This is a genomic window from Plantactinospora sp. BB1 (assembly GCF_003030385.1).
GTDB lineage: Bacteria > Actinomycetota > Actinomycetes > Mycobacteriales > Micromonosporaceae > Plantactinospora.
In genome coordinates, this window is sequence record NZ_CP028159.1 from 4,559,856 (window position 1) to 4,584,317 (window position 24,462).

21 protein-coding genes and 1 pseudogene are annotated in these 24,462 nt (G+C 70.0%); 7 read left to right on the plus strand and 15 right to left on the minus strand.

Features of this window, described 5'->3' with window-relative positions; translation table 11 throughout:
- Positions 1-7: 7 nt before the first annotated feature.
- On the plus strand, positions 8-1,186 hold the full coding sequence (locus C6W10_RS19930; protein ID WP_107259466.1) for a peptidoglycan DD-metalloendopeptidase family protein: 1,179 nt from the start codon (positions 8-10) through the stop codon (positions 1,184-1,186).
- A 38-nt stretch (positions 1,187-1,224) separates the two neighbouring features.
- Here the strand turns inward: C6W10_RS19930 and C6W10_RS19935 are convergent.
- The 9 genes and pseudogenes from C6W10_RS19935 to C6W10_RS19975 form a co-directional block, all read right to left on the minus strand.
- A pseudogene (locus C6W10_RS19935) lies at positions 1,225-2,408 on the minus strand (acetyl-CoA C-acyltransferase).
- Positions 2,405-3,142 carry an SDR family oxidoreductase gene (locus C6W10_RS19940; RefSeq protein WP_107259468.1) on the minus strand — a complete coding sequence of 246 codons (738 nt, stop codon included), beginning with the start codon at positions 3,140-3,142 and terminating at the stop codon, positions 2,405-2,407. Before C6W10_RS19940 ends, C6W10_RS19935 begins: the two are co-directional and overlap by 4 nt.
- Before the next feature lie 51 nt (positions 3,143-3,193).
- The gene (locus C6W10_RS19945; RefSeq protein ID WP_159079126.1) at positions 3,194-3,823 is read right to left on the minus strand and encodes a TetR/AcrR family transcriptional regulator; all 630 of its coding nucleotides are present in this window, start codon (positions 3,821-3,823) and stop codon (positions 3,194-3,196) included.
- Positions 3,824-3,975: 152 nt separating this feature from the next.
- Positions 3,976-5,028 carry a branched-chain amino acid ABC transporter permease gene (locus C6W10_RS19950; RefSeq protein WP_107259472.1) on the minus strand — a complete coding sequence of 351 codons (1,053 nt, stop codon included), beginning with the start codon at positions 5,026-5,028 and terminating at the stop codon, positions 3,976-3,978.
- Positions 5,025-5,897, minus strand: coding sequence for a branched-chain amino acid ABC transporter permease (locus C6W10_RS19955; RefSeq protein ID WP_107259474.1), 873 nt, complete (start codon positions 5,895-5,897; stop codon positions 5,025-5,027). Before C6W10_RS19955 ends, C6W10_RS19950 begins: the two co-directional genes overlap by 4 nt.
- 68 nt (positions 5,898-5,965) lie before the next feature.
- A complete protein-coding gene (locus C6W10_RS19960) occupies positions 5,966-7,210 on the minus strand; it encodes an ABC transporter substrate-binding protein (RefSeq protein ID WP_107259476.1) in 1,245 nt (414 codons plus the stop codon).
- A gap of 51 nt (positions 7,211-7,261) precedes the next feature.
- A complete protein-coding gene (locus tag C6W10_RS19965) occupies positions 7,262-7,954 on the minus strand; it encodes an ABC transporter ATP-binding protein (protein WP_107259477.1) in 693 nt (230 codons plus the stop codon).
- A complete protein-coding gene (locus tag C6W10_RS19970; RefSeq protein ID WP_107259479.1) occupies positions 7,947-8,693 on the minus strand; it encodes an ABC transporter ATP-binding protein in 747 nt (248 codons plus the stop codon). The genes C6W10_RS19965 and C6W10_RS19970 overlap by 8 nt, the downstream gene beginning before the upstream one ends.
- 153 nt (positions 8,694-8,846) lie before the next feature.
- Entirely contained in the window at positions 8,847-10,277 is a 1,431-nt protein-coding gene (locus C6W10_RS19975; RefSeq protein WP_199853696.1) for a tannase/feruloyl esterase family alpha/beta hydrolase, read from the minus strand.
- A 467-nt stretch (positions 10,278-10,744) separates the two neighbouring features.
- Between C6W10_RS19975 and C6W10_RS19980 the strand changes: the two genes are divergently transcribed.
- From C6W10_RS19980 to C6W10_RS19990, 3 genes are all read left to right on the plus strand, one after another.
- Positions 10,745-12,448, plus strand: coding sequence for a carboxylesterase/lipase family protein (locus C6W10_RS19980; protein WP_234361345.1), 1,704 nt, complete (start codon positions 10,745-10,747; stop codon positions 12,446-12,448).
- Between the two features lie 53 nt (positions 12,449-12,501).
- Positions 12,502-14,130, plus strand: coding sequence for a long-chain fatty acid--CoA ligase (locus C6W10_RS19985; protein ID WP_107259485.1), 1,629 nt, complete (start codon positions 12,502-12,504; stop codon positions 14,128-14,130).
- 68 nt (positions 14,131-14,198) lie between these two features.
- On the plus strand, positions 14,199-15,218 hold the full coding sequence (locus C6W10_RS19990; protein WP_107259487.1) for an SMP-30/gluconolactonase/LRE family protein: 1,020 nt from the start codon (positions 14,199-14,201) through the stop codon (positions 15,216-15,218).
- A gap of 78 nt (positions 15,219-15,296) precedes the next feature.
- On the opposite strand, the gene C6W10_RS19995 is transcribed toward C6W10_RS19990, so the two are convergent.
- A complete protein-coding gene (locus tag C6W10_RS19995; protein ID WP_159104671.1) occupies positions 15,297-15,953 on the minus strand; it encodes a hypothetical protein in 657 nt (218 codons plus the stop codon).
- A 335-nt stretch (positions 15,954-16,288) separates the two neighbouring features.
- Here C6W10_RS19995 and C6W10_RS20000 point away from each other — a divergent pair, with 335 nt between their 5' ends.
- Positions 16,289-16,834, plus strand: coding sequence for an SUKH-4 family immunity protein (locus tag C6W10_RS20000; protein WP_107259491.1), 546 nt, complete (start codon positions 16,289-16,291; stop codon positions 16,832-16,834).
- 210 nt (positions 16,835-17,044) lie between these two features.
- Here the strand turns inward: C6W10_RS20000 and C6W10_RS20005 are convergent, their stop codons facing one another.
- The 3 genes from C6W10_RS20005 to C6W10_RS20015 all read right to left on the minus strand — a co-directional run bounded on the left by C6W10_RS20005 (position 17,045) and on the right by C6W10_RS20015 (position 20,951).
- Positions 17,045-17,938, minus strand: a complete 894-nt coding sequence (locus tag C6W10_RS20005; RefSeq protein WP_107259493.1) for an SGNH/GDSL hydrolase family protein — start codon at positions 17,936-17,938, stop codon at positions 17,045-17,047.
- Positions 17,939-18,072: 134 nt separating this feature from the next.
- On the minus strand, positions 18,073-19,260 hold the full coding sequence (locus C6W10_RS20010) for a low temperature requirement protein A (RefSeq protein ID WP_159104672.1): 1,188 nt from the start codon (positions 19,258-19,260) through the stop codon (positions 18,073-18,075).
- A 197-nt stretch (positions 19,261-19,457) separates the two neighbouring features.
- Entirely contained in the window at positions 19,458-20,951 is a 1,494-nt protein-coding gene (locus C6W10_RS20015; RefSeq protein WP_107259497.1) for an MFS transporter, read from the minus strand.
- A gap of 250 nt (positions 20,952-21,201) precedes the next feature.
- Between C6W10_RS20015 and C6W10_RS20020 the strand changes: the two genes are divergently transcribed.
- Together C6W10_RS20020 and C6W10_RS20025 are read left to right on the plus strand one after the other, a co-directional pair.
- Positions 21,202-21,573, plus strand: a complete 372-nt coding sequence (locus C6W10_RS20020) for a YciI family protein (RefSeq protein ID WP_107259499.1) — start codon at positions 21,202-21,204, stop codon at positions 21,571-21,573.
- Positions 21,570-22,802 (plus strand): RNA polymerase sigma factor, encoded by a 1,233-nt coding sequence (locus C6W10_RS20025; RefSeq protein ID WP_107259501.1) that lies wholly within the window; start codon positions 21,570-21,572, stop codon positions 22,800-22,802. Before C6W10_RS20020 ends, C6W10_RS20025 begins: the two co-directional genes overlap by 4 nt.
- Before the next feature lie 25 nt (positions 22,803-22,827).
- Here the strand turns inward: C6W10_RS20025 and C6W10_RS20030 are convergent, their stop codons facing one another.
- Together C6W10_RS20030 and C6W10_RS20035 are read right to left on the minus strand one after the other, a co-directional pair.
- Positions 22,828-23,289 (minus strand): hypothetical protein, encoded by a 462-nt coding sequence (locus tag C6W10_RS20030; RefSeq protein ID WP_107259503.1) that lies wholly within the window; start codon positions 23,287-23,289, stop codon positions 22,828-22,830.
- 255 nt (positions 23,290-23,544) lie between these two features.
- Positions 23,545-24,462, minus strand: a complete 918-nt coding sequence (locus C6W10_RS20035; RefSeq protein ID WP_107259505.1) for a hypothetical protein — start codon at positions 24,460-24,462, stop codon at positions 23,545-23,547.

Consider the following 24,462-nt stretch of genomic DNA (forward strand, 5'->3'; position numbering starts at 1 on the left):
GTCGTCAATGGTGCAGATCGGACGATCGACCGCGGTCGCCCCGGCCCTGCTGGCGGCGAATCTCCTGATCACGGGCACTGCCGCCCACGCCGGACCCGCACCGGACCCGCTGGGGGCGAGCGTCGAGGAAGCCGTGGCCGCCAAGCTGCTCGGGCAGGTCAGCGCCACGGCGGCGGAGCACACCGACGCTTCCGAGACCCGCGTCACCGTCACCCGCCGGCACGGCCAGTGGGCCTTTGGCACCGCCGTGGCTCTCACCTCCCAGGAGCGGGACGTCCACCCGACCGGCGCGATCTTCATCGCCCGGGCCGAGGCCGGGACGTGGCGGGTGAGCTTCGACGGTGAAGCCGGGTTCACCGAGCTGGCCGCCGAGTCGCCCGTGGTGAACAGCCAGGAGAAGAGGGTCTTCGGCAGCACCCCGGGCCCCAGGTATGCGGGTGGTGACTACCGGACCGGGATGGCCCTGCCGTTCGCGGTCGGCCAGACGTGGACGATGACCAGCGGCCCGCACGGTTGGGGCGGCTACGAGACGCCGTACAGCTCCATCGACCTGGCCGGCGGTGACCAGGTGGTCCGCGCGGCCCGAGCCGGTACGGCGTACACCATGTGCACGGGGTGGATCCGGGTGATCCACGACCGGGGCTACTCCACCGACTACTACCACCTGTGGAGCAGCATCTCGGTCAACGGTGCCGCCGTCAGCCAGGGCACGTACCTCGGCAACACGGGGACCGACGTGACCTGCGGCGGGGCGGCGACCGGTCGGCACGTGCACTTCGGACTGCGGCAGAACAGCGCGTACGTGGGAATCGCCGGCCACGGCATCGGCAAGTGGGAGTTCGTCAACGGCGCCGGGGCGTACCAGGGCGGCGCCCGGCACGGGTCGGCCTGGGTTGGCGTCGGAGGCGGCCTCTACAACCACGGCGCGCTCGGCCTCAACCAGGCGGTGGTCGACGCCAACGGTGGTGGCACGCTGACCAAGAGGTCCGGGCCCGGCACCGGCTACTCGGTGCTGGGATCGGTGGGCGACGGCGCCACCGTCACCGTCTCGTGCTCCGCCAACGGCACCTCCCACACCGGCCGGTACGGCACCACATCGCTGTGGAACCGACTCAGCGACGGCGCCTGGGTCTCCGACGCCTACCTCTGGACCGGGGTGAACGGGCCGGTCAACGGCTGGTGCTGAGCCGGCACCGAGAACGCGACGGACCGCACCTGCTCCGGTCAGACCCGCCGGAAGAGCGCGGCCAGCGCCTGCCCGCCGCCGATGCACATGGTGACGACGCCGAGCTCCAGGTCGTTGCGTACCAGATGTTTGGCCAGCCGGAGGGCGAGGATGGCGCCGGTCGCGCCGACCGGGTGGCCGAGCGCGATGGCACCGCCGTAGGGGTTGACCCGGTCCGGATCGAGGTCGGCGTCGCGGATCACGGCGACCGCCTGGGCCGCGAACGCCTCGTTGCACTCGATGGCGTCGATGTCGTCGGGCGCCGTGCCGGTCTGCGCGAAAAGCTTGCGGAGCGCGACCACCGGGGCGTAGCCCATGATCTCCGGCTCCAGCGCACCGGTGGCAACCGCCTCGATGGCCACCATGGGTTTCAGCCCACGTTCGGCGGCGGCGGACCGGGTGGCGAGCACGACGGCGGCGGCACCGTCGTTGATGCCCGCGGCGTTGCCGGCGGTGACCGTGCCGCCCTCCCTGAAGGCCGGGCGGAGGCGGGCCAGCGCCGCCACGGTCGTGTCGGGCCTCGGGTGCTCGTCGGTCGTCACCTCGGCGCCGTGGCGTCCCCCGGTGGTGACCGGAACGATCTCCTCGGCGAACGCCGCCCGGGCCGCCGGGGTCGCGGCGCGACGTTGGGACTCGGCGGCGAACTCGTCCTGGTCGGCGCGGGAGACCCGGTAGCGTTCGGCCACGTTCTCCGCCGTGATCCCCATCTGGATGTGCTGGAACGGATCGGTGAGCATCAGAACCGTGCCGTCCACCAGGACTCGGTCGCCGAGTCGGTAACCGGCGCGCGCCCCGAAGTCGTAGAAGGGCATCCGGGTCATGGATTCGTCACCGCCGGCGAGGGCGAAGTCGAGGCCGTTCCAGCGCATCTCCATCGCCGCCGACCAGATGGCCTGGAGTCCGGACCCGCACAGCCGGTTGACGGTGTAGGCGGGGGTGGACGGCGCAAGCCCGGCGGCGATGGCCACCCGACGCGCGTTGTAGGCGCCCGCCCGACCTGGCCGACGCAGCCCATCACCACCTCCTCGACCGCCTCGGCCGGCACCGCCGAGCGCGTCAACGCCGCCCTGGCGGCGACGGCCCCCAACTCGTGCGCGGGGGTGTCCTTGAACACCCCGCCGTACCTGCCGACCGGCGTACGGGCACCGTCGACGATCACTATCCGCTGATCCGGCCCGGTCATATCGAGATTCCCCCGTCCACCGGAAGGATGACTCCGGTGATGTAACCGGCCTCCTCGGAGGCGAGGAAAGCCGTGGTGGTGGCCATTTCGCTCGGCGCCGCGAACCGGCCGAGTGGGATGGCGGCGGCGAGTTCCTGACGCTTCTCCGCGGGAATCGAGTCGATCATCCGTGTCTCGGCGTTGGGCGAGATGGCGTTGACGGTGACCCCGAACGTCGCGAGTTCCTTGGCCGCGGTCTTGGTGAAGCCGATGATCCCGGCCTTGGCCGCGCCATAGTTCGCCTGCCCGATGTTGCCGCGCAGCCCCGTGTACGAGGTCACGTTGATGACCCGGCCGTAGCGCTGCTCCCGGAACACCGGAACCGCGGCGCGGGTCAGCCGGAAGGTGCCGCCGAGGTGGACGTCCAGCACCTCGGCCCAGTCCTGGTCGGAGAGCTTCCACAGTCGACGGTCCCGGAGGATGCCGGCGTTGTTGACGACGATGTCCAGGCGACCGGAGGCCGCGACCACCCTCCGCACCAGGGCCTCGACGGCCTCGGTGCTGGTGACGTCGCAGGCGACGCCGACGGCGCCCAGCTCCTCCGCCGCCAGCGCGACCGCCTCGGCGTCGGCGTCGACCAGGAAGACCGTCGCCCCGGACTCGTGGAAGAGGCGGGCGAACTCGATCCCGAGTCCGCGCGCCGCTCCGGTCACGATCGCGGTTCTCCCCGCGAAGTCGAAGGTCAGGTTCGGCAACTCCGGCTCCTCCTCCTGTCCGCCATAACTAGATCCTCCTGTCCGCCATGACTAGAACAGTTCCTCCGCCGCGTCCTTCAGTGAGGTCAGGACGCGACGGGTCTGCGGCGTGTCCGGGAGCAACGCGAGGAGCAGCGGGGAGGCCGAGAAGGTCGACTGGTGGACCATGAGCCGACGGACCCACTCCATGCCCGCCTCCAACTCGGCGACGGCGTCGGTCGCGCCGCCGGTGCGTACCCAGTTTCCGAGCGCGGAGCGGTGGATCGCGTCGATCAGCGCCGCCAGGGCCATCGACTGGAAAGGCGGAGCGTCGGCCGGGAGGTGGTCGCGGAGGAACGAACGGGTGAGCGCCACGTACCGCTCGTGCTCGATGACCTCCCGCTTGCGCAACTCGGGCACGACACGCGTCAGTTTGAATCGCCGGAGGACGAGTTCGGGACGACTGAGGAAGTCACGCAACGACTCGCCCGTGGCCGCGATGACGGCCTCCACCGGATCCGTGTCGGGGGCCGACTCCAGGAGGCATCGCTCGACCAGCCTGATGCGTTCGGTGTGGTCCGGAAACGCGAGTTCGTCCTTGCTTTCGAAGTGCCGGAAGACGGTACGGCGGGACACGCTCGACGCCTCCGCAACGGCTTCGACGGTCACATTCGCGTACCCCTCCTCCAGGAACAGGGCCATCGCCGTTTCCGAGATCCGGTACTTGGTCTCGAGTATTCTCCGCGAAGTCACCGACAGGTGCCCTCTCCTGATCTGCTCTTGCGCGAAGTGCAGTTCCCGCGCATCGTGAGGTTTGCCGAACTCTGTGACCCCTGCGGGACGTCCGCAGCGGCTCACGGCCCGCGCTCCGCCGGGTCGGCACCGGCCGAGGTGCGGCGCGACGACGTACGGCGCCGCTGCCAGGCCAGCCATTGATACCGAACGGTACCCCAGAGCCCACGCCGGAACAGCAGCACCACGAGGACGAAGACCGAGCCGGTGACCAGATCGATACCGTCGAAGCCGGACGAGGCGAGATAGTCGGCGAGCATCACGGAGAGGAACGCGCCGAGGATTCCTCCCCACAGCGTGCCGATGCCGCCGAGCACCGTCATCAGCACGACCTCGCCGGAGGTGCTCCAGTGCAGTTCGGTCAGCGCGACGAAACCGTGGTTGATGGCGAAGACACCGCCGGCCAGCCCGGTCAGTCCGGCGGAGAGCACGAAGGCGATGACCTTGTATTTCTCCACCTCGTAACCGAGCGCCCGGGCCCGTTGGGTGTTGTCGCGGATCGACACCAGGACCCGGCCGAACGGCGAGTGCACGATCCGCCAGGCCACCCACATGCCGAGCAGGAGGATCGGCAGGGCCGCGTAGTAGAAGTAGAACGAATCGGTCTCCACCAGCTCGATCCCGAAGAAATTCCGGGGTACGCCCTGCAGTCCGTTCTCGCCGCCGGTCAGGCCGCTCCACTGGTACCCGATGAAGTAGACCATCTGGGCGAAGGCGAGGGTCACCATCGCGAAGTAGATCCCGGAGCGGCGCACCGACAGATATCCGGCGGGGAGGGCGAGAATCATCGCGAACAGCGCGCCGCCGACGACGGCCACCGGGAACGGTACGCCGTGGTGCGTCGCGATCAGGCCGGTCACGTACGCCGAACTGCCCCAGAAGGCCGCGTGTCCGAAGGAGAGCAGGCCGGTGTAGCCGAGCAGGATGTCCAGGGCGATCGCGAACAGCGCCATCGCGACGATGTCCATCGCCACCGGCGGATAGACGAACCACGGCAGCGCCAGCGCCGCCACCAGGCCGACGGCGAGCAGAACCCAGCGCAGTCTCGGGCTGCCCGCCGAGGTGGCGGACTGCGGCTCGGTGACCGGGGCCTCGGTTACCACGGACCGGGTCATGCCGTCGCCTCCTTGCGTCCGAACAGCCCGGCGGGGCGGACCAGGATGATCACCGCCATCAGGACGAAGATCAGGATCTGCGCGAACGTGGGGGCGTACGCCTGCCCGAACGCCTCCACCAGGCCCACCATGAAACCCGCGACCACGGCGCCGACGATCGAACCGAGGCCCCCGATCACCACGACCGCGAACAGGATGATCGCGAAGTTGTTGCCCATGTCGGCAGTGATCGCCCGGAACGGTGCGGCGAGCACGCCGGCCAGCCCGGCGAGCGCGACCCCGAAGCCGAAGACCGGCGTCACCCAGCGGCCGACGTTGATGCCCAGGGCACGGGCCAGCTCTGGCTTCTCGGTCGCCGCCCGGACGATCATGCCGACCCTGGTCCGCGTCATCAGCAGCCAGACGAGCACACAGATCGCCACGGAGAACAGGAAGACGAACAGTTGGTAGCGCGGCAGCACGACGCCGGCCAGCTCGACGCGTCCGGACAGTACGTCCGGAGGCTTGTACGGCAGTCCGGAGACGCCGTACCGCTGCTTGACGGCCTCCACCAGGACCAGCGTGAGACCGAAGGTGAGCAGGAAGTTGTAGAGCGGGTCGAGCCGGAGCAGCCACTGCACGAGCAGCCGCTCCACCACGACGCCGAAGCCGAACATCAGCAGCGGTACCGCCAGCAGCGCCCACCACAGCGTGAGCCCGAGGGTGTCGAGCAGCACGGCCGCGGCGACCGCGCCGAGCATGTAGAACGCGCCGTGGGCGAAGTTCACCACGCCCAGGACGCCGAAGATGATCGCCAGTCCCAGCGCGGCCAGCGCGTAGAAGCTGCCGGCCGCCAGGCCCTGTACGGCGTACTGCAGCACTGCGTTCATGGGTTCCTTTCCCGGGGCTCACGCTGGGCGCCGACGGGTGTCTGCGGATGACGGACTCCGACCACCGCTCAGAGCGAGCAGTTGGACGCCTCGGCCGGAGGGAATGCCTTCGCCGCCGGGATCGTGGTGACGATCTCCTCGTAGTCCCAGTCCTCCTTCACCTCCGACGGCTTCTTGACCCGGGCCAGGTAGGCATCGTGGGTGACCAGGTGGTCCTTGGCGCGGATTTCGCCGTTGCGCAGGAACACGTCGTTGACTCGTCTGCCCTCGAGCTTGCCGACGACCGCGTCGGCGTCGTCGGTGCCGGCCTCCTGGACCGCCTCCAGATACTGCAGCGCCGCGGAATAGTTGCCGGCGTGTTCGAAGGTCGGCCGGGTCCCGGTCTCGTCGCGGAACCGGTCCGCCCAGGCGCGCGACTCGGCGTCCATGTTCCAGTACCAGGCGTCGGTGAACATCGTGCCGGCGAACTGGTCGACGCCGAGCGAGTGGATGTCGGTGATCAGCATCAGCCCGACGGCCAGGTCGATGCCCCTCTCCCGCAGCCCCGACTCGTTGAACTGCTTGACCACGTTGATCAGGTCACCGCCGGCCTGCATCGTGCCGATCACGTCGGGGTTGGTGCTGCCGGCCTTGGTGAGGAAGGTCGCGAAGTTGTCGTTCGGGAACGGCGTCGGGATGGTGCCCTGCACGGTGCCGCCGGCCCGCTTGATCGCCTCGGTGAAGGACTTGGTCATGTCCTGGCCGAACTGGTAGTCCGGGTAGATGATGTGCCAGTTCTTGCCGCCGTTCTCGGTGACGGTCGTGCCGGTGCCGTTGGCGAGCATGTAGGTGTTGTAGGCCCACTGGAAGGTGTACTTGTTGCACTGCCCGCCGGTCAGTTCCGTGGTCGCCGCGCTGACGTCGAGGAACAGCTTCTTGTGGCTCTTCGCCTGGTTGGCGACGGCCAGCGCCGCCGACGAGGTCGGCACGTCGAGGATGACGTCCGCTCCCCCGCGCTCGTACAGCTCCTTGGCCTTGGTGTTGGCGATGTCCGGCTTGTTCTGGTGGTCGGTCGAGGTCACCTCGATCTCGTCGACGACCGCCCTGTCGCCGTACTTCTTCTGGTAGTCGGCCACCGCCATCCTGACCGCCTTGACGCTGTTCGGCCCCGACGCGTCCTTGTAGATGCCGGACTGGTCGTTGAGTACCGCGAGCACCAGCTTGCCGTCGGTGAAATCGCCGTCCGACCCCCCGGGGCCGCCGGCACCGCAGGCGCCGAGGAGCAGTACCCCTGTCACCGCCGCGGCACCGGCCCCAATCCGCTTGCTTCTCATGGTGGTCCTCCTCGTGTCGTATCGGATGTGTCGCGTCGTCTCGTCGACCGGTCAGATGCCGAGATGGGTGAGGAGTTCGCCCTCGCGCCGCCGGAATTCGGAGTTGTCGAGGGTCTCGACGACGCGGCCCTGGCTGAGCAGGTAGTGCCGGTCGGCCACGGTGGCGGCGAACTTGACGTTCTGCTCGATGAGCAGCACACCGGCGCCGGTGGCCTTGATCTGGCGGATGATCGTCCCGATCCGGGCCACGACCACCGGGGCCAGGCCCTCGGAGGGCTCGTCCATCAGCATCAGCCGGGCACCGGTCCGGAGCGCCCGGGCGATGGCCAGCATCTGCTGCTCCCCGCCCGACAGTGTGGTGCCCGGCGCCCTGCGGCGGTCGGCGAGTTCCGGGAACGTCTCGTAGACCCGCTCCAGCGTCCACGCCCGGTCGGAGACCCTGGGCGGAAGCAGCAGGTTCTCCTCCACGCTGAGGCTCGCGTAGATGCCGCGGTCGTCCTGGACCCAGCCCATCCCGGCGCGGGCCCGCTGGTGGGCCGGCGTGCGGGTGACGTCGCGGCCGAGGAAGGAGACGCTGCCGCCGACCTGCCGGTGCAGGCCGATCAGGCACCGCACCAGGGTGGTCTTTCCGGCGCCGTTGCGCCCGACCAGGGTGACGACCTCGCCCTCTCCGACACGTACGCTCACCCCGTGCAGGGCCTGCGCCTCGCCGTACCACGCCATCAGGCCGTTCACCTCAAGCATGGTCGGCCTCGCCCAGGTACGCGGTGATCACCCGTTCGTCGTTGCGGACCTCGTCGTAGCCGCCCTCGGCCAGGATTCGGCCCTGCTGCAACACCGTCACCCGGTCTGCCAGGCTGCCGACCACGTGCATGTTGTGGTCCACGAACACCACCGTGCGACCGGCCGCGAGGCGGCGGACCAGCTCGATGGTCCGGTCGACGTCCTCGATCCCCATCCCGGCTGTCGGCTCGTCGAGGAGCATCACCCGTGGATCCAGCGCCAGCACCAGCGCCAGTTCCAGCGCGCGCTTCTGCCCGTAGGCGAGCAGCCCGACCGGCTTCTCCGCCAGCGGCATCAGCCCCACCTGCGCGAGCAGCTCGTCCACCCGGGCGCGGTTCCTGCCGAGCAGCTTCTCCGACCGCCAGAACCGGAATCCCTGGCTGGTGAGCCCCTGGAGAGCCAGCTCCACGTGCTGCCGGCTCGTCAGTGTCTCGAAGAGGCTGGTGATCTGGAACGACCTGGCCACGCCACGGCGGGCGACCTGCTCGGGCTGCTGGCCGGTGACGTCCTCGTCGAAGACCGTGATCGCGCCGGACGTCGGGGAGACGAATCCGGTCAGCAGGTTGAACAGCGTGGTCTTGCCGGCACCGTTCGGGCCCACCAGCGCGTGCACACTGCCCTCGCGAACCTCGAGGTCCACCGAGTCCACCGCCCGGAAGCCGCGGAACACCTTCGTCAGGGACCGGGTGCGCAGCGCCATCCGATCGCTCGTCGTCACCCGGCTTCCCTCCCTCCGGCGGGGAGCTGCGCTGGCGGTCGAGGCATCTCAGTCCCTTCTCGGTCACACGGTTCGGGCGGCGCTGTGCCGCGGTTGGTCGCTGCGCCCCGGCAGGCTGACGGCACCGAGGTGACGTCAGCGCGCACACACGAAGCTCTCGGCGCTGTCGGGATCACCCGAGCGGTACTTCGGCCAGCGCGGGTACTCGCAGAGCGGGCGGGTCCTGCCACTCCTGGCGTCGGTGGCCACCGGCCTGACCGGCGGCCGTCCTGCCTCGACCCAGCGCTCCAGGGCGGAGAGCGAGTCCCAGTTGGCGGCGAACGCGGGCGCGCCGACGTTGGCGTGGTTCGCCCCTGGCACCAGGTAGTACCGCATGAACTCCCGGGTCTGCCGGGTGCCCACCGTGCCGAGCACCCGCCGGTAGTAGTCGTTCGTCGAGCGGTGCGACACCAGCTCGTCGGCAGCACCGTGCAGGAGCAGCAGTTTTCCGCCGGAACGCGCGAAGGGACGCAGGTCCGAGTCGTTGCGGTCCTGGATGGTGGAGAGGTGACTGATCCGGGGAAGCCACTTTCCGGGTCGCCGAGGGTCGACAGCCAGGGGGTCGTGGCCGGCATCCCTGGTCAGGAAGTACTTCACCCACTGGTCCCAGTACTGCGCCCCGTATCCGCTGGTCGTCGGCATCGGGTTGGCGGGCGCGGAGGTGCCGAAGCCGAGGACCGGGGTTCTCATGTCGGCGCCCGAGAGCAGCGGGAAGCCGGGATAGTACCGCTCGCCGCTGGCGATCCGGTACGGCCAGCGGAACGGCTCGGCCGCGGCGATCACCGAGGCGATCTGCGGATCGGAGAGACAGGTCGGGGCGGTATCGGCACCCTTGGGGCAGCGGAGCACGCGGGGGTCGAGTTCACAGCCGTCGGCGTTCGAGATGATCCTGTCCGCGAGGCCGTCCCGTCCGTCGCACGCCGCCATGACGCTGTCGTAGAGGAGGGTCTGCTTCTCGTGCCCGGGGAATGCGCCGGGGCGGGACATCACCTGCACGAGGTGGCCGAGGTGCAGGATCTCGGCGGTGTTGTTCCAGGCGGGGTAGGCGGAGATGACGCCGTCGAAGGCGTCCGGCCAGCGCTGCGCGACGACGAGAGCCTCCCGTCCGCCCGTCGAGCCGCCCGCGAAGTACGTCCGACCGGGTCCGACACCGTAGCCACGACGGATGAGGTAGAGCGCGGCATCGCGGGTCTTCTTGAGCGCGTCACCGGCGGCGAAGTTGCGAAGTGCCTCGTCGTTCATCCCGAAGGACCCGTCCAGGGACCCTGCCGGCCCCGCCTGGTGGCCGGAGTCGCTCCCGAACGTCACGTACCCACGGGCCAGCGGCGTCGGTTGATCGGCACGCCCGAACGGCACGTTCTGGGTGACGGCGGGAATCGTTCCGTTGTATCCGCCGCCGCCGAACATCATCGCGTTGCGGTTCCACTCGACCGGCATCGCGATCTGCAGCCTGATGTCCGGCGCGGAGGGGTCGATCGGGAAGAGCGCCGCACCGACGGTGCAGTACTCGATGGTCTTGCCACTCACGGTCTGGGTAACCAGGGATGCCGACCCGACCCGGCCACCCCTGGTCGGCAACGTGATTGCCGACGCCGGGATCTCCCTTCCCGCCAACTCGGCGCAGCTCGGTGCCGCGCCCACCGTGGCGGTGGCGGGCGCGGTCCCGAGGACCGCCGTCGCGCTCGCCAACACGGTGCCGAGGATCAGTCCGGCATGGAATCGCCTCAGTCTTCCCCGAACTCGCCGCACCTGGCTCATCGCGGAACCTCCTGCCTAAGCACGCTGTGCCGCCAACGCCGCCCCTAGGCGGCACTGAGTGCCAACACTGTGCCATGGGTCACAGGGGCCCGCAAGGGTCGGCAGCGTAAACGTCCGGCAGCCGGCCGGCTCTTGCCCCGGATAAGTGACGCGTGCAACAGTGATGGCACGCGGTGGCAATGTAGACGCGGGATAGCGACACCGCGTGCCAGGCTGACACCAAGGAGGCAGTGCCAATGCCTGCTATGCCGTCCGGGGCCGCCATCGTCCGCGAACCGGCCGGGCGTCGTCGCACCACGTCGTCTCTACTCCGGCCGATCCTCGGCGTCGTCCTTGCGACCGCCGTGCTGGCCGCCACGCCACCCACCGGTGCGTCCGCGCACGCTGTCCACCCTGGAGCGAACCCGACCCAGGTCCGAACGACGCTGGGCCCGATCGTCGGACTGGACGAGGGCCGGTCGAGCGGGACGTACTCGTGGCTCGGAATCCCCTACGCCGAGCCGCCGGTGGGCAGGCTCCGGTGGCAACCGCCGAAGACCCACCGGTCCTGGGCGGACGTCCGGCGCACCCAGGAGTACGGGCCGGGATGCACCCAGCCGGGACGCTTCTTCAGCCCGTCCCCGAACGGGCCGCGCTACGACCTGGCGGTCCGGGACGGCCTGCAACAGCCCGTCGGCGAGGAGGACTGCCTGACGCTGAACGTCTTCCGGCCGTCCACGTCAGCGCGCGACCTGCCCGTCGTGTTCTTCATCCACGGCGGAAGCAACGTCGTCGGCTACTCGGCGGATCCGATGTACGACGGGCGCGAGCTGGCCAGGCGCGCCCAGGCCGTGGTCGTCACCGTCAACTACCGGGTGGGCATCTTCGGCTGGCTGAACGCCGAAGGCGCGGGCCACGACGACCCGCTGTCGGCCTCCGGCAACTTCGGCACCCTCGACCTCGTCAAGGCGCTCCGCTTCGTCGACCAGAACGCGCGGCGGTTCGGTGGCGACCCCCGCAACATCAGCGTGATGGGCCAGTCCGCGGGTGCGGTGAACGTCTGGTCCCTGCTCGTCTCCCCACTGGCCCGCGGCATGGTGGACAAGGCCATCCCGCTCAGCGGCGGCCTGAGCACCCGGAGCGTGGCCAGCGCGCGGGCCTACGCCGACCGGGTGATGCAGGCCGCGAAGAGCGACCACCCCTCCTCGGGCAGCAGCGGCATGGAACTGCTCCGTTCGCTTCCCGCCGACGAACTGGTCCGGGTGCTCGTCAGGCACCAGCTCGACGCGACACCGGCGGTCATCGCCGACGGCACCGTGATCCCCGCGGACCCGTACGCCGTACTCGGGTCCGGGGTCGGTCGGGACGTGCCCGTACTGGCCGGGAACACCCTTGAGGAAGGGAAGCTCTTCGGCAGCACCATCGGCGCACACAGGCCGAGCGACTACGACCGGTTCACGATGCAGTACCTGTTCGACCCGGACGACCCCGGCGAGCTGACCACCTCCGACCTGCTCAGGGACGAGTACCTGCCGGTGGAGAAGCCCGGAGGCTGGAACGACGCTGCCGCGGCACTCACCGAGGCCGTCTTCACCGGCATCAACCGGGATTCACTCGATGCGCTGGCTCGCGGCGGGAACCGGTCGCTGTATCACTACCGGTTCGACTGGAACCAGCAGCCCGCGCCGTTCGACCAGGTGTACGGCGCCGTGCACGCGATCGACCTGCCCTTCGTCTTCGGCAACTTCGGCCGCAACGTGTTCTCGTACGCCTTCAGCCAGCAGAACCGGCCCGGCCGGCTGCGGCTGTCGGACCTGATGATCGCCAGCGTCCGGAACTTCGTCCACCACGGATCACCGCAGCACCGGGGACTCGGTCGCCACTGGGACCAGTGGCCGGCGAGCCTGGTGCTGGACGCCGACGATCGGCACGTCCGGCTCGGGTCGACGACCGTCCGGTGAGGACGGCCCGGGCCGGACAGCGGCAGGAGCACCCTCGCAGAAACGGAGGAACCGTGCACGGACTGATGCAGGACAGGTCGCTCGACGTCGGCCTGTTGATGCGCCGGGCGGATCTGGGTTTCCGGCACAAGCGGGTCGTCACGGCGACCGCGTCGGGCGAGACGATCTCGACCTGGGGCGAGGTGATCGACCGTGCGCGGCGACTCTCCGCCGTGCTCGACGTCCTGGAGGTCCCGAACTCGGCCCGGGTCGGCACCTTCGGCTGGAACAGCCAGCGCCACGTCGAGCTGTATCTGGGTGTCCCGTCGGCCGGCCGCGTCCTCCACACGATCAACCACCGGCTCTTCGCCCGCGACCTGGTACACATCATGTCCGACGCGGCCGACGATGTCGTCTTCGTCGACCGGTCGCTGCTCGGCACGGTCTGGGACGCCGTCCGCTCCATCGCGACGGTCCGCTGGATCGTCGTGATGGACGACGGTGGCGACGAGGCGGTTCCCGCCGATCCGCGGGTGGTCGACTACGAGGCGCTACTCGCCCGATGCCCCGAGCCGGCACCGCTGCCCTGCGTCGACGAGGACGACGCCGCGAGCCTCTGCTACACCTCCGGTACGACCGGGCGGCCGAGGGGCGTGCTCTACAGCCACCGCTCCCTCGTGCTGCACGCGATGCTGCTGCTGGGCGTCGACAGCTTCGCCATCTCGGAGCGGGACGTCGTCATGCCCGTCGTGCCGATGTTCCACGTCAACGCCTGGGGGCTGCCCTACGCGGCGGTGCTCGCCGGAGCCGACCTCGTGCTTCCGGGTCCGGCGATGGCTCCGACGGAGCTGATGCAGCAGCTCTCCCGGCACCGGGTGACATTCGCTGCCGGCGTACCGGCGATCTGGCGCGGGCTGGAGCCGCTGCTGCGTACCGCCGACCTCTCGTCGCTGCGCAAGGTGGTCAGCGGCGGGAGCGCCCTGCCGGACGCGCTGTCCCAGGCGTGGGAGCGGGCGATCGGCGTACCCATCACAGGTTCCTGGGGGATGACCGAGACGAGCCCGCTCGTCGCGTGCGGCCGGGTCTCGTCCGCGCACGACGCGCTGCCGGCCGACGAACGCCGACGGGTGCTCGGCCGGCCCGGGCCGACGGTGCCGTTGGTCGACGTCCGGATCGTGGACGCCGAGCGTCGGCCCGTCGCGCGGGACGGCATCGCGTCGGGCGAACTCCAGGTGGCCGGGCCGACGGTCGCGGCGAGCTACTTCGGTGCCGATCCGGGCACGTCGTCCTTCACCGACGACGGCTGGCTGCGCACCGGTGACGTCGCGACGCTCGACGAGTTCGGCTACCTACGTATCGTCGACCGCATCAAGGACATGATCAAGTCTGGCGGGGAGTGGATCTCGTCGGTCACCCTCGAGAACGAGCTGATGGCGCACCCGGCGGTGCGGGAGGCGGCGGTGATCGGTGTCGTCGACGACCGCTGGGGAGAGCGGCCGTGCGCGTACGTCGTACTCGCGGGTGGGGTGGACGTCGACGAGACGGGTCTCCGCGAGTACCTTCGCGGCCGGGTCGCCTCCTGGTGGATCCCCGATCGCTTCGTCGTCGTCGACGAGATTCCCAAGACGGCGACGGGCAAGTTCTCGAAGGTGGCGCTGCGCGATCTCACCGGGTCCGTCGCCGGGTCGGACGGCGTGGTATAGATAGACGACAATATAGATAGGCGTTGATTGACGAGACGGCAGGTCCCACCCCTGATTGGAACCGACCCATGCCCCGACGATCTGCCCGGGCCGGCCTGGCCGGCGCCCTGGCGCTGCTGACCGCCCTGACCATCACCACCACGTTCACCGACGACCCGGCGGGCGCCGGAGCCCGCACCGGCACCACCGGCCCCTGCACCCCGGGCGCCTCCTACCCGTCGCCGCTGCCCGCCACCACCATGGCCGCCACCAGGATCGGCGGCGCCTTCAGTTTCCTGGAGGGACCGGTCTGGGTCGCCGGGGCGGGCCAACTGCTCTTCTCCGACATGCGCGGCGGTACGGGTCCGGAGAACGTACAGCCGTCGACGATCCGCCGCTTCACCCCGCCGAACACGTTCGACGTCTTCCTGGAGAACTCCGGCAGCAACGGGCTGGCCGTGACCGGAGACGGCACCGGGATCCTCGCCGCCACCCACGACCAGCGCAGCGTGTCGTCCTACCAGCTCTCCGACCGAAGCCGGAGCACCCTGGCGAGCGGCTTCCAGGGGCGACGGTTCAACTCTCCGAACGACCTCACCATCCGCTCCGACGGCACCGTCTACGTCACCGACCCGAACTTCCAACGCGGCAACCGGCCGGACGAGCTGAGCGGGATGACCGGGGTCTTCCGGGTGAGCAACGGCGAGGTGTTCCTCGTCGACGGCACCCTGGCCCAACCCAACGGCGTCGTGCTCTCGCCGGACGAGACGACGCTCTACGTCGGCGCCAACGCCGGAAACACCATAGTCCGGTACGACCTGCTGCCGGACGGCAGCACCGGTCGGCGCAGCACGTTCGCGAGCATCGCCGGGCCGGACGGCGCGACGGTGGACTGCGCCGGCAACCTCTACTGGGCCTCTCACACCGACGGGCGGATCCACGTCTTCGCGCCCACCGGCGAGAAGCTGGGCACGATCTCCGCAGGCCGGAACACCACCAACGCCGCCTTCGGCGGCGCCGATGGCCGAACGCTGTTCATCACCTCCGGTACGTGGGGCAACTTCGGCCTCTACCAGGTCCAACTCAACGTGCCGGGTGCACCGTACTGACGGGCGGGGCGGCTCGACGATCACCCGGGTACGAGCGCACCGGTCGTGCGATCGGGCAGCCGGACTACGGCCGGAGGGTTAGCGGGCCGGGGTGTCGGTGTCGGTGTCGACCGAGACGTTGTCGAACGAGGCGGTGGCCCAGGTGGTGACCAGACCGGCCGGCCCGGTGAGGATGAAGCCGTCGGAGGCGGTGAGCCGGGTTCCGCCGACCGACCCGGTCAGGGTTCGCCCGGCCGTGCGCAGCGCCAGGGTGTACGAGCGATCCGTGCTGACCGTCATGGGTGCGGACGCGAGGGTGCTCGACCTGCCCTCGACGGTCCGGGTCAACGCGACGGTGTTGTTCGGGCGCAACACCAGTGCGTAGAAGGTGGTGCTGGACTGCGCCCGGGCCACGACGCCCACGAAGCCCGGCATTCCATTGAACGAGTCGGGCCGCACCTCGGCCACGACGGTGTAGTCCCGCCACCCGGGCTGGCCGGTCCGGGCCAGCGCGTTGGCCGCGAAGCTGGACTGGCGCAGGACCCTCGACTCTTCCCGGGTGACGATCCAGGTTCCGCCGGTGGTCGTCCAGCCTGCGGCGTTGCCGTCCTCGAAGTCGTCACTGGCCAGCGTCGCCGCCGACGCGGTGCCGACACCGGTCGTCGCGACAAGCAGTGCCACCAGCACGACGAGCTGTCCACCGAGGCGCGCACCGCTCCTGCCGACGCGAGCCGACATCCGATTCATCTGTCCCATGGCGCTCCAATCCTTGGAAAATCTGCCTCAACAGTATGCCTATATCCATCGTCGTTCATCAATAAACTGTCCACCCGAAACAATCACTGAGCAGGCACTTTCCGGATCAAGGCCCGCAGATCGAGGTTGTCGCGGACCCCACGCCCGCCACCCCCCGGCCGCCGGGCGCACCGTGGCGTACGACCTCGTGCCGGCGCCTCCGACGCGGTCGTGGCGGCGGTTGGTCAATAGTCTGGAGCCGCTACGGCGGCAGAACGAACCGGGATCGCCACCACGGATCTGCCGTCGACTCAGGAGCCGGCCCGCTGGCCACCGACCCGAATCGAGGTAGCGGAGTGAATCCCGAGCTGCGGGAGCTGATCGCGGAGCTGCGCACCGACCTGGAGGCGGACCGGCCCGCGACGCTGGCCTGGGCCCAGATCAACCAGGGCGCCCCGGCCGACGAGATCCCCGCCGAGCTGCCGCGGTCGGTCCGGGACCTGCTGGAGACGGCCGACGGACTGCTGGCCGGCGCGTTCGACCTGCCCTCGGTCGCGCACCTGGACGACATCCAGTACTACATCGCGCAGATGCCCGAGTTCACCGGTGTCGCCGACGAACCCGCCGAGTGGCTGGTCTTCGGCACACTCAGTGACGAGCCGCTGCTCATCAGGCGCGATTCCGGCGCGGTCTGGTACCTCCCGGCGGAGACCACCGACGAGTGGTTCATGCGCGAACTGTTCCTCGACGTCGCGCCGGACCTCGACTCGTTCCTCGGCTACTACGTCTTCGGCCCCGGGTACGCCGAGATCGGCGCCGAAGACAGGTGGTGGGCCTTCCTCGGCGAGCAGGGCCTGGCCACTCCCGGTGACGAGGACGAGGACCGGCAGCCGGACGGATGACGGCGACACACGGCAGGTCACCACGGTCGGTGGCGCCCACCGGACGGATCGGCGGCACGGCCGACAGCGGACACCTACACCCCACCCCACGGCTCGGGTCGCCAGCACTGCCGTACTGACGACCCGGGCCGACCCGGCCGCCCACCCACCCACGCCGGCCGGGCGGCGCGTGTCACCGGGGGGCGGCCGGTGCGTCGATTGCGGGCGTGGTCAGCCGTTCAGCGTCGCGAGCAGGGCGGTGGCCATGCCCTGCTCGCCACGGGCGTTCGGGTGGAAGGGGGCGGCCGAGTTCTGCGGCACGAGACCCTCGACCCATCGGGTACCGCTGCTCTTGCAGGCGTCACGGCCGATCGACGGGGTGTAGACGTCGGCGTAGGTGGCGCCGTTCGCGGTCGCGGTGTTGGCCAGCATCGCGTTGAGCGACTTGGCGATGCCGCGCAGGTACGGCACGTCCTGGTAGGCGATCGGGACCACCGGCCAGCAGCCGTTTCCGCTGTCCGGCACGATCGCCGGGTACCCGAGCACCACCACCCGCGCGCTCGGCGCAGCCTGGCGGACAGCCTGGAGCACGGCGGTCACCTTCGGCGCGGTAGCGGCGATCCGGGCCTGCAACTGGTCGGTGCCTCCGCTGGTGTACCGGTTCTTGCACGGCGACCCGAGCGGACTGCTGAGGCTCGCCTCCGCGCAGGCGCTGATGATGCCGGAGAAGCCGATGTCGTTGCCGCCGATCTGTACCGTCACCAGCGCCGTGTTCGCGGTGACCGCGCTGAGCTGCGGCGGCACCGTGATGCCCAACTGGCCGCTGCCAGCCTGCAGGATGTCCTCCGTGGTGGCGCCGGAGCAGCTCACGTCGGCGAACGACGACGATCCGGCGGAGGCGGCCACCAGCGACGGATAGTTGCGGTTGGACCGGAGGCAGTTCAGGTCGACCTGGGTCGGGATCAGCGGACCGGCGGTGTACGAGTCACCCAGCGCGACGTAGCGGCCGGTGGGTACGGCGGCACTGGCGGGTGTGGCGACGGTGAGCAGTACGCCGGCGGTGGCTACGGCGAGTGCGGCCAGCCGGGTGGCTGTGCGCAGGAGCCGCAGGCGGGGACGGGTCATGGCGCCTCCAGAGGATCACGCTGGTGGTGGTGTCGAGATCCTGTCGCCGACCAACGTCACACGTCAATATGGATGGTCCTCACTAAATGGCCCGAGGTGTGGACGTGCGGGACGCTGCGCGCCGTGCCGGCCGTTCACCAACGGGTACAGATGTTCCAGTGGGTGCGGTACACCGGCCGGCCGAAGTGCGGAACGAAGGCGATCACCATCATTCCGGCGGCGATGACGGCGTTCATCGCGAGTGGTGGCAAGTCTCGGGTCAACACCGCCGCCAGCACCAGGGCGACGACGCCGATCGGCAGCCGCCAGAGCATCGCCCGGAAGACCACCAGCGCGTAGACGGTGCGGCCGGCGAGGAAGACCACCGGCCCGGCGACCACGACGGAGAGTTGGGTGGGATCGGCGCTCCCGGTGGGGTCCTTGGCGACGATGTCACCACCGGCGGCGACCAGCACGACGCCGGCCACCATGACCAGGTGCGCATAGGCGGCGACCAGCGCGATCCGGCCGGGGTTGGTGGCCCGGTCGATTCCGGTGGCGAAGTGTTCGGCGACGTAGACGATGTAGATCCGCCACATCGTCACGGTCATCACGAAGAGCAGGAGCACGCCCGCCGTCTTCAGCGAAATGAAGGGCGGGTCGCCGTACTGCCGCACCCCGACCAGGATGATCTCGCCCAGGGTGACGATGAACATCTGCCGGTACCGTTCCGAGAGGTGCTCGCCGCCGACCCGGAGTTCCTCGACACCCGACCGGCCGAACCGGGGCAGCGGATAGCCGAAGAAGCCGACCGCGAAGTCCGTCGTGATCGCGACCGCCCAGAAGACCAACCGCCACGTGCTGGGCAGGAACGCGCCGACCAGCCACAGCACGCCGGTCACGCAGAACCAGACGAGCACCCGCATGGCCCGCATCCGCAGCGCGTGGCCGCGCAGCGCGGTGATCAGGATGAGCCCACGGCAGAGGTGCAGGCCCACGTACGCCCCGGCGAAGGCGACGCCGTTGCGTCCCTCGAAGGCGCTGCTGACGGCGAGGGACATCAGTAGCCCGCCGAAGAGGACACCGATGACGATCAACTGCACCAGCGGCAGGCCGGGGTCGTACCAGTCGGTGGTGTACGCGGTGACCGTCCAGACCCACCAGATCGCGGCGAGCAGGACCAGGGTCTCCAGCACGTGGTCCCAGCCGAGGGCGCCGGTCAGGCGGTCGGAGAGCCGGGTGAGTGCGACGATGAGGCCCAGGTCGAAGAGGAGTTCCAGGTAGGAGATCCGGCGGGGAGTCTCCTGACCGCGCAGGATCCACCCCGACCGAGCCTGCGACACCGCTCCCCGTCTCTCCCGACAAATCTGTCGAAATTAGTACCATGTTCGGAGAGTCGCCACGCCGCCTTTGCGCACACAGTCCCCACCCGGCGCACCGCCCCGACCCGAAGAGCCGGCCGCCGGCCGCCAAGGTCATCTACGTCCCCTCTCCCGACCAACCGTCTGGCCGAACTCCGCCCCTGCGCTGCCGCGAGGTGCTATGCGGGCGTCGTCTCGTACTCGGGCACCGTGGCCGGGGTGCTCCGGGTCCCCGGACGCATCGCCAGGATCAGGACGGCGAGCCCGGCGAAGATGATCGCGCTGATGAGGCCGGTGACGTGCAGGCTGACGGTGAACGCCTCCCGCGCGTTGTGCAGCAGTTCCGCGCCCTGGCCGCTCGGCAGGTGCTGACTGGCGGCCACCGCGCCGGCCAGTGAGTCGGAGGTGCCGCCCATCCGGCTGTCGTAGACCACCGCGGCCACCACGCCCAGCAGGGCAAAGCCGAGCGATCCACCGAGATAGTTGCCGGTCTCCGACATCGACGCCGCCGAACCGGCGCGCTCCGGGGGTACGGACCCGACGACCAGCCCGGTGCCGAGCGCGAACAGCGGACCGGTGCCCAGCGCCAGTACGGTGATGCCGATCATCACTGTCGGCAGGGCGCCCGCACCGGGCACGCCGACCAGCAGCAGGCTGCCCAGGGCCGACCCCACCAGCCCACCGGCGATCGCGGCCCGCTGCCCTGTCCGGCGGGCCAGCGCCGGTGCGGCCATGGTGCCGACCGCCACGCCGAGGCCCATCGGCGCGAAGAGCAGCGCCGAGGCGACCGGCGAGAAGCCGAGCACGTTCTGGAGGTACTGGGTCACCAGCAGGCCGGTACCGGCCATCGCGACGCCCGCGAAGACCAGCGCGACGATCACCGCGGTGAAGGGTCGGTGGTGAAACAGCCGCAGGTCCAGCAGCGGCGCCTCCAGTCGCAGTTGCCGGCGTACGAAGAGGAACCCGGTGAGCCCGCCGACGACCAGGGCCACCAGGGGCACCACCGGTACGCTCTCGACGGTCGACTGCTTGACGCCGTAGACCATCAGCAGCACCGCCGCGAGCGACAGCCCGACGCTGACCGGGTCCAGCCGGCCGGCCCGGTCGCCGCGGAACTCCGGCAGCAGGAACGGCCCGGCGAGCAGGAGCAGCAGCATCGCCGGTACGGCGGCCAGGAAGACCGAGCCCCACCAGAAGTGCTGGAGCAGGAACCCGGAGAGTACGGGACCGAGCGCGCCCCCGGTGAACTGGCAGGACGCCCAGATCGCGATGGCCCGGCCGCGCTCTCCCTCGTCGCGGAACATGTTCATGATCAGGGCAAGGGTGGACGGGGCCAGGGTCGCCCCGGCGACGCCGAGCAGTGCCCGCGCGACGATCAGCATCAGCGGGCTGACCGCGAAGGCGGCGACGACCGACAGCACCGCGAAGGCGGCTCCGCCGATCATGAGCAGCCGTCGGCGACCGATCCGGTCACCGAGAGTACCCATGGTGATGACCAGGCCCGCCACCAGAAGTCCGTAACTGTCGCTGATCCAGAGCTGTTGGATGTTGGTGGCGCCCAGGTCGGCGCTCAGCCGTGGCAGCGCGAGGAGCAGCGCCGTCAGGTCCACCGCGACGAGGAATGTCGGCATCATCAGGATCGTCAGTCCCCACCACGCCCGGTTGACTCGCATATCCGAAACTTCCTGTTCTCTCGACCTTTGCCAGCCGGTCGGAGCCGTCGGGAGCTTCTTGACATCGCCGGACCGGATTCCTCGGATCCTGTGCGGCGGGGGTGCCGGAAGGGGGCGACCTCGCGGTCGGGGCGGCGCGACGCTGAAAAACTCGTCCGGAGGTCGGTCCGGGATGTCAAGCCGACGGCGGCGGCTCCGACCAACCGGCGCAAGGGCCCGGAGCGGGCTCGCGAACCACGAGGAGTACGAGATGAAGTTCCTGATCAGCCTGCATATCAACCCGGCCGTGCTGGACGCGCTGACCGACGAGGAGACGGCGGCGATCGGCGACGGCCACGGCAGGTTCATCGAGGCGCTGAAGGAGTCCGGAGAGTTGATCAACACGCTGGCGCTGGTCGACCCCTCCCAGGCGGCCGTGGTGGCGGTCCGGAACGGCCAGCCCGTGGTCACCGACGGACCGTTCGTGGAGTCCAAGGAGTATCTGGGCGGTTTCTACCTGATCGACTGCGAGAGCCGGGAGCGGGCGATCGAGCTGGCGTCGCAGATTCCGGACAGCGCGATCGAGGGCCTGGGGGTCGAGGTGCGGCAGGTGATGTTCGCCGACGGACAATTGGAGGCATGACGGCACGAGCGTTCGAGGACCTGCTGCGCGAACTCACGCCGCAGGTCCTCGGCGTGTTGGTGCGCCGGCACGGCCAGTTCGAAGGATGTGAGGACGCCGTGCAGGAGGCCGTCCTCGCCGCGTCCGTGCAGTGGCCGGCCGAGGGAGTTCCGGACAACCCGCGCGGCTGGTTGCTGACCGTCGCGACCCGGCGGCTCATCGACGAGATGCGCAGCGACCGCGCGCGCCGCGAGCGCGAGTCGGCCGCCGCCGTCGAACTGGCGCCCGAGGAGGTACCGGACACCGATGACACGCTCGTCCTGCTCTTCCTGTGCTGCCATCCGACGCTGACCCCGGCATCACAGATCGCCCTGACGCTGCGGGCGGTCGGCGGCCTCACCACCGCCGAGATCGCCCGCGCCTTCCTGGTGCCGGAGGCCACGATGGCGGCCAGGATCAGCCGGGCCAAGCAACGCATCAGGGCCGCCGGCAGCTCGTTCCGGCTGCCGGAGGGTGCGGAGCGGGAGGAGCGGTTACGCGCCGTCCTACAGGTGCTCTATCTGATCTTCAACGAGGGGTACACCGCCTCCTCGGGCGCCGACCTGCACCGCGTCGACCTCGCGCACGAGGCGATCCGGCTGGCCAGACTCGTGCACGCACAGCTGCCCCGGGACGACGAGGTGACCGGGCTGCTCGCGCTGATGCTGCTGACGCACGCCCGCTGGAGAGCACGGACCACCGCAGCCGGTGACCTGGTGCCGCTGGACGAGCAGGACCGCACGAAGTGGGACCGCGCACTCGTCGAGGAGGGCACCGAGCTGGTCAAGGCGTCGCTGGCCGGCCCGGCGCTGGGCCCCTATCAGCTACAGGCCGCCATCGCCGCCACCCACGACGACGCGACCACCGCCGAGGAGACGAACTGGCGGCAGGTGCACGCCCTCTATCTGATCCTGGAACGGATCGCACCGAATCCGATGGTGACCCTCAACCGGGCGATCGCGCTCGCCGAGATCGAGGGCCCGTCGGCCGGCCTGGCCCTGCTCTCCACACTCGACGGTGACGGACGGATGGCCGGGAATCACCGGCTGTTGTCCGTACGGGCGCATCTGCTGGAGCGGATCGGCGACACGGCCGGGGCGTACCAGCACTACCGGCGTGCCGCGAAGGCCACCGCCAGCCTCGCCGAACAGCGCTACCTGGAGTCCCGGGCCAGCCGGGTGAAAGCGACGATCCGACCCGGGCACGGCTGAGGTGGGTTGCGGCGATCCGGAGCCGTCACCAGTGATGGTCCCGCATGACGGGATCCCGGTCCGCCCAGCCGTCCGACCCTCTCCTGGGCTGCACGATGAGCAGCGCCGTCGCCAGCTGGACAGCGGCCACCGGCAGCGCGGTCTCCGGCCCGTTGACGCCCAGCACCAACAACGGGAACGGCACCGCGAAGAGCAGCACCGCGGCCAACCTGAACCAGTACCAGCGGGCGGTGGTCAGCAGGCGCAGCACACCCAGGCAGAAGGTGGCCGCGACGCTCACGAAGACCACCAGCGGACTGAACCACAGGACCCCGACGAGCATCGCAGCCAGGGTTTGGGTGAGGGCCGCGCCGGACCTGACATCCCACACGGCGATGCCCACCGCGCCCACCCCGAGGTAGAGCAGCACATGGAAGGTCAGCCACAGCGGGCCTGGTAGTCCGGCCAGCCGCCGAAGCGGGCGGCAGCGGAGGGCCTCGACGTCCATCGCGTCAGCGTATCGGGGCTCCGGAACGTGACCACCGCGGCCCGGACACCGCCACTCGCGCGGTCGTCGCTGGTGGTCGGAGCTGGAGCGTCCACGTCCTCGCCGACGGGCGCTTCATACTGCCTTCTCTGCGGTTGTTGTTCGGATTCGAACGGCTTCGGTTGTCTGGTAGGCGGAGGGTCGCCGCGGCCACCGACAGCTCGGACCGTCGTGATTGGAGGTTACCGTCGGCCGGGCGCTCTGGGCATGGCGGTGTCAGCCGAGCACGGCAGCCAGTTGGTCGTAGGTCGGAGCGAGCTGCCGCAACGTTCGGGTGGCGGATTCCGTGTCTCCGCCGACGATGTCGTGCTGAAGGCTGCCGATCAGCCGGGCCTGCTGGGTAGCGATTACGGCGGCTTCGTCCCGGCCGAGGCTGGTGAGCGCTGTTGCGGCGTCGGTGAGCCGTCGAGCGCCGACCCGGATCGCGAAATGCGTCAGGTGATCGTGCGTCTCAGGGTCAAGTCCGTCGGTGACCAGGTCAGCGAGGCGGTGTACGGCGGCGGCGCCGCTGATGGTGCCGGGCGGCACGGTGAGGTCGTCGCGCCCGCGCAGCCAGGCGACCGCTGCGGGCAGGGCCGCGCGCAGCGCTGCCTCGGTGGTGATCTCGCGGACCCGCTGGAAGTTGCCGCGCATCGTGTACGGCTCAGCGTGGTAGAAGGTGATCGTGTCGGCGCGCCATGCGGCCAGGAAGTCCTCGGTGGGCAGGGTCGCGTAGGGGCAGCCGTACGGATCGTGGAACCGGACCAGCGTGTCGTCGGCTTCCAGGACAGCAACGAAGTGGTCCGACCCGATCGGCCCGGTCATTCCGGGCACGTGACGCAGCAGGCCCATCTCCAGCGGTCCGGCCAGGACGGGGCCGGTCTTAACCGCTTCCTCAAGGTTGGCCAGGGCTTGTTCGCTGTCGTCCGCGCTTTGCCGTCGGCAGGTCCAGCCGAGCAGCGCGATCGCGTCGTCGATACCGCGGTCGTCCCAGCCGTACGGGTCGAACAGCGGCACCCGCCCGCCGAGCAGGTGCATACCGAACGGCGAGCCGGTCAGCACTTCGATGATCGACGGGGAGGGCGCCGCGGGGCCCAGGGCCATGGCCAGCGAGTTGGCGTAGCAGTAGGGCCCGGAACCGATGTAGGGATGCAT

Coding starts and splice junctions, on each gene's coding strand:
- C6W10_RS19990 (WP_107259487.1), top strand. CDS start 14,199: ATGCCCCGACGATCTGCCCGGGCCGGCCTGGCCGGCGCCCTGGCGCTG.
- C6W10_RS20035 (WP_107259505.1), bottom strand. CDS start 24,462: ATGCATCCCTACATCGGTTCCGGGCCCTACTGCTACGCCAACTCGCTG.
- C6W10_RS20020 (WP_107259499.1), top strand. CDS start 21,202: ATGAAGTTCCTGATCAGCCTGCATATCAACCCGGCCGTGCTGGACGCG.
- C6W10_RS20015 (WP_107259497.1), bottom strand. CDS start 20,951: ATGCGAGTCAACCGGGCGTGGTGGGGACTGACGATCCTGATGATGCCG.
- C6W10_RS20030 (WP_107259503.1), bottom strand. CDS start 23,289: ATGGACGTCGAGGCCCTCCGCTGCCGCCCGCTTCGGCGGCTGGCCGGA.
- C6W10_RS19930 (WP_107259466.1), top strand. CDS start 8: ATGGTGCAGATCGGACGATCGACCGCGGTCGCCCCGGCCCTGCTGGCG.
- C6W10_RS20005 (WP_107259493.1), bottom strand. CDS start 17,938: ATGACCCGTCCCCGCCTGCGGCTCCTGCGCACAGCCACCCGGCTGGCC.
- C6W10_RS20025 (WP_107259501.1), top strand. CDS start 21,570: ATGACGGCACGAGCGTTCGAGGACCTGCTGCGCGAACTCACGCCGCAG.
- C6W10_RS19980 (WP_234361345.1), top strand. CDS start 10,745: ATGCCTGCTATGCCGTCCGGGGCCGCCATCGTCCGCGAACCGGCCGGG.
- C6W10_RS19995 (WP_159104671.1), bottom strand. CDS start 15,953: ATGGGACAGATGAATCGGATGTCGGCTCGCGTCGGCAGGAGCGGTGCG.
- C6W10_RS19945 (WP_159079126.1), bottom strand. CDS start 3,823: ATGGCCCTGTTCCTGGAGGAGGGGTACGCGAATGTGACCGTCGAAGCC.
- C6W10_RS19970 (WP_107259479.1), bottom strand. CDS start 8,693: ATGGCGCTGCGCACCCGGTCCCTGACGAAGGTGTTCCGCGGCTTCCGG.
- C6W10_RS19965 (WP_107259477.1), bottom strand. CDS start 7,954: ATGCTTGAGGTGAACGGCCTGATGGCGTGGTACGGCGAGGCGCAGGCC.
- C6W10_RS19950 (WP_107259472.1), bottom strand. CDS start 5,028: ATGACCCGGTCCGTGGTAACCGAGGCCCCGGTCACCGAGCCGCAGTCC.
- C6W10_RS19955 (WP_107259474.1), bottom strand. CDS start 5,897: ATGAACGCAGTGCTGCAGTACGCCGTACAGGGCCTGGCGGCCGGCAGC.
- C6W10_RS19960 (WP_107259476.1), bottom strand. CDS start 7,210: ATGAGAAGCAAGCGGATTGGGGCCGGTGCCGCGGCGGTGACAGGGGTA.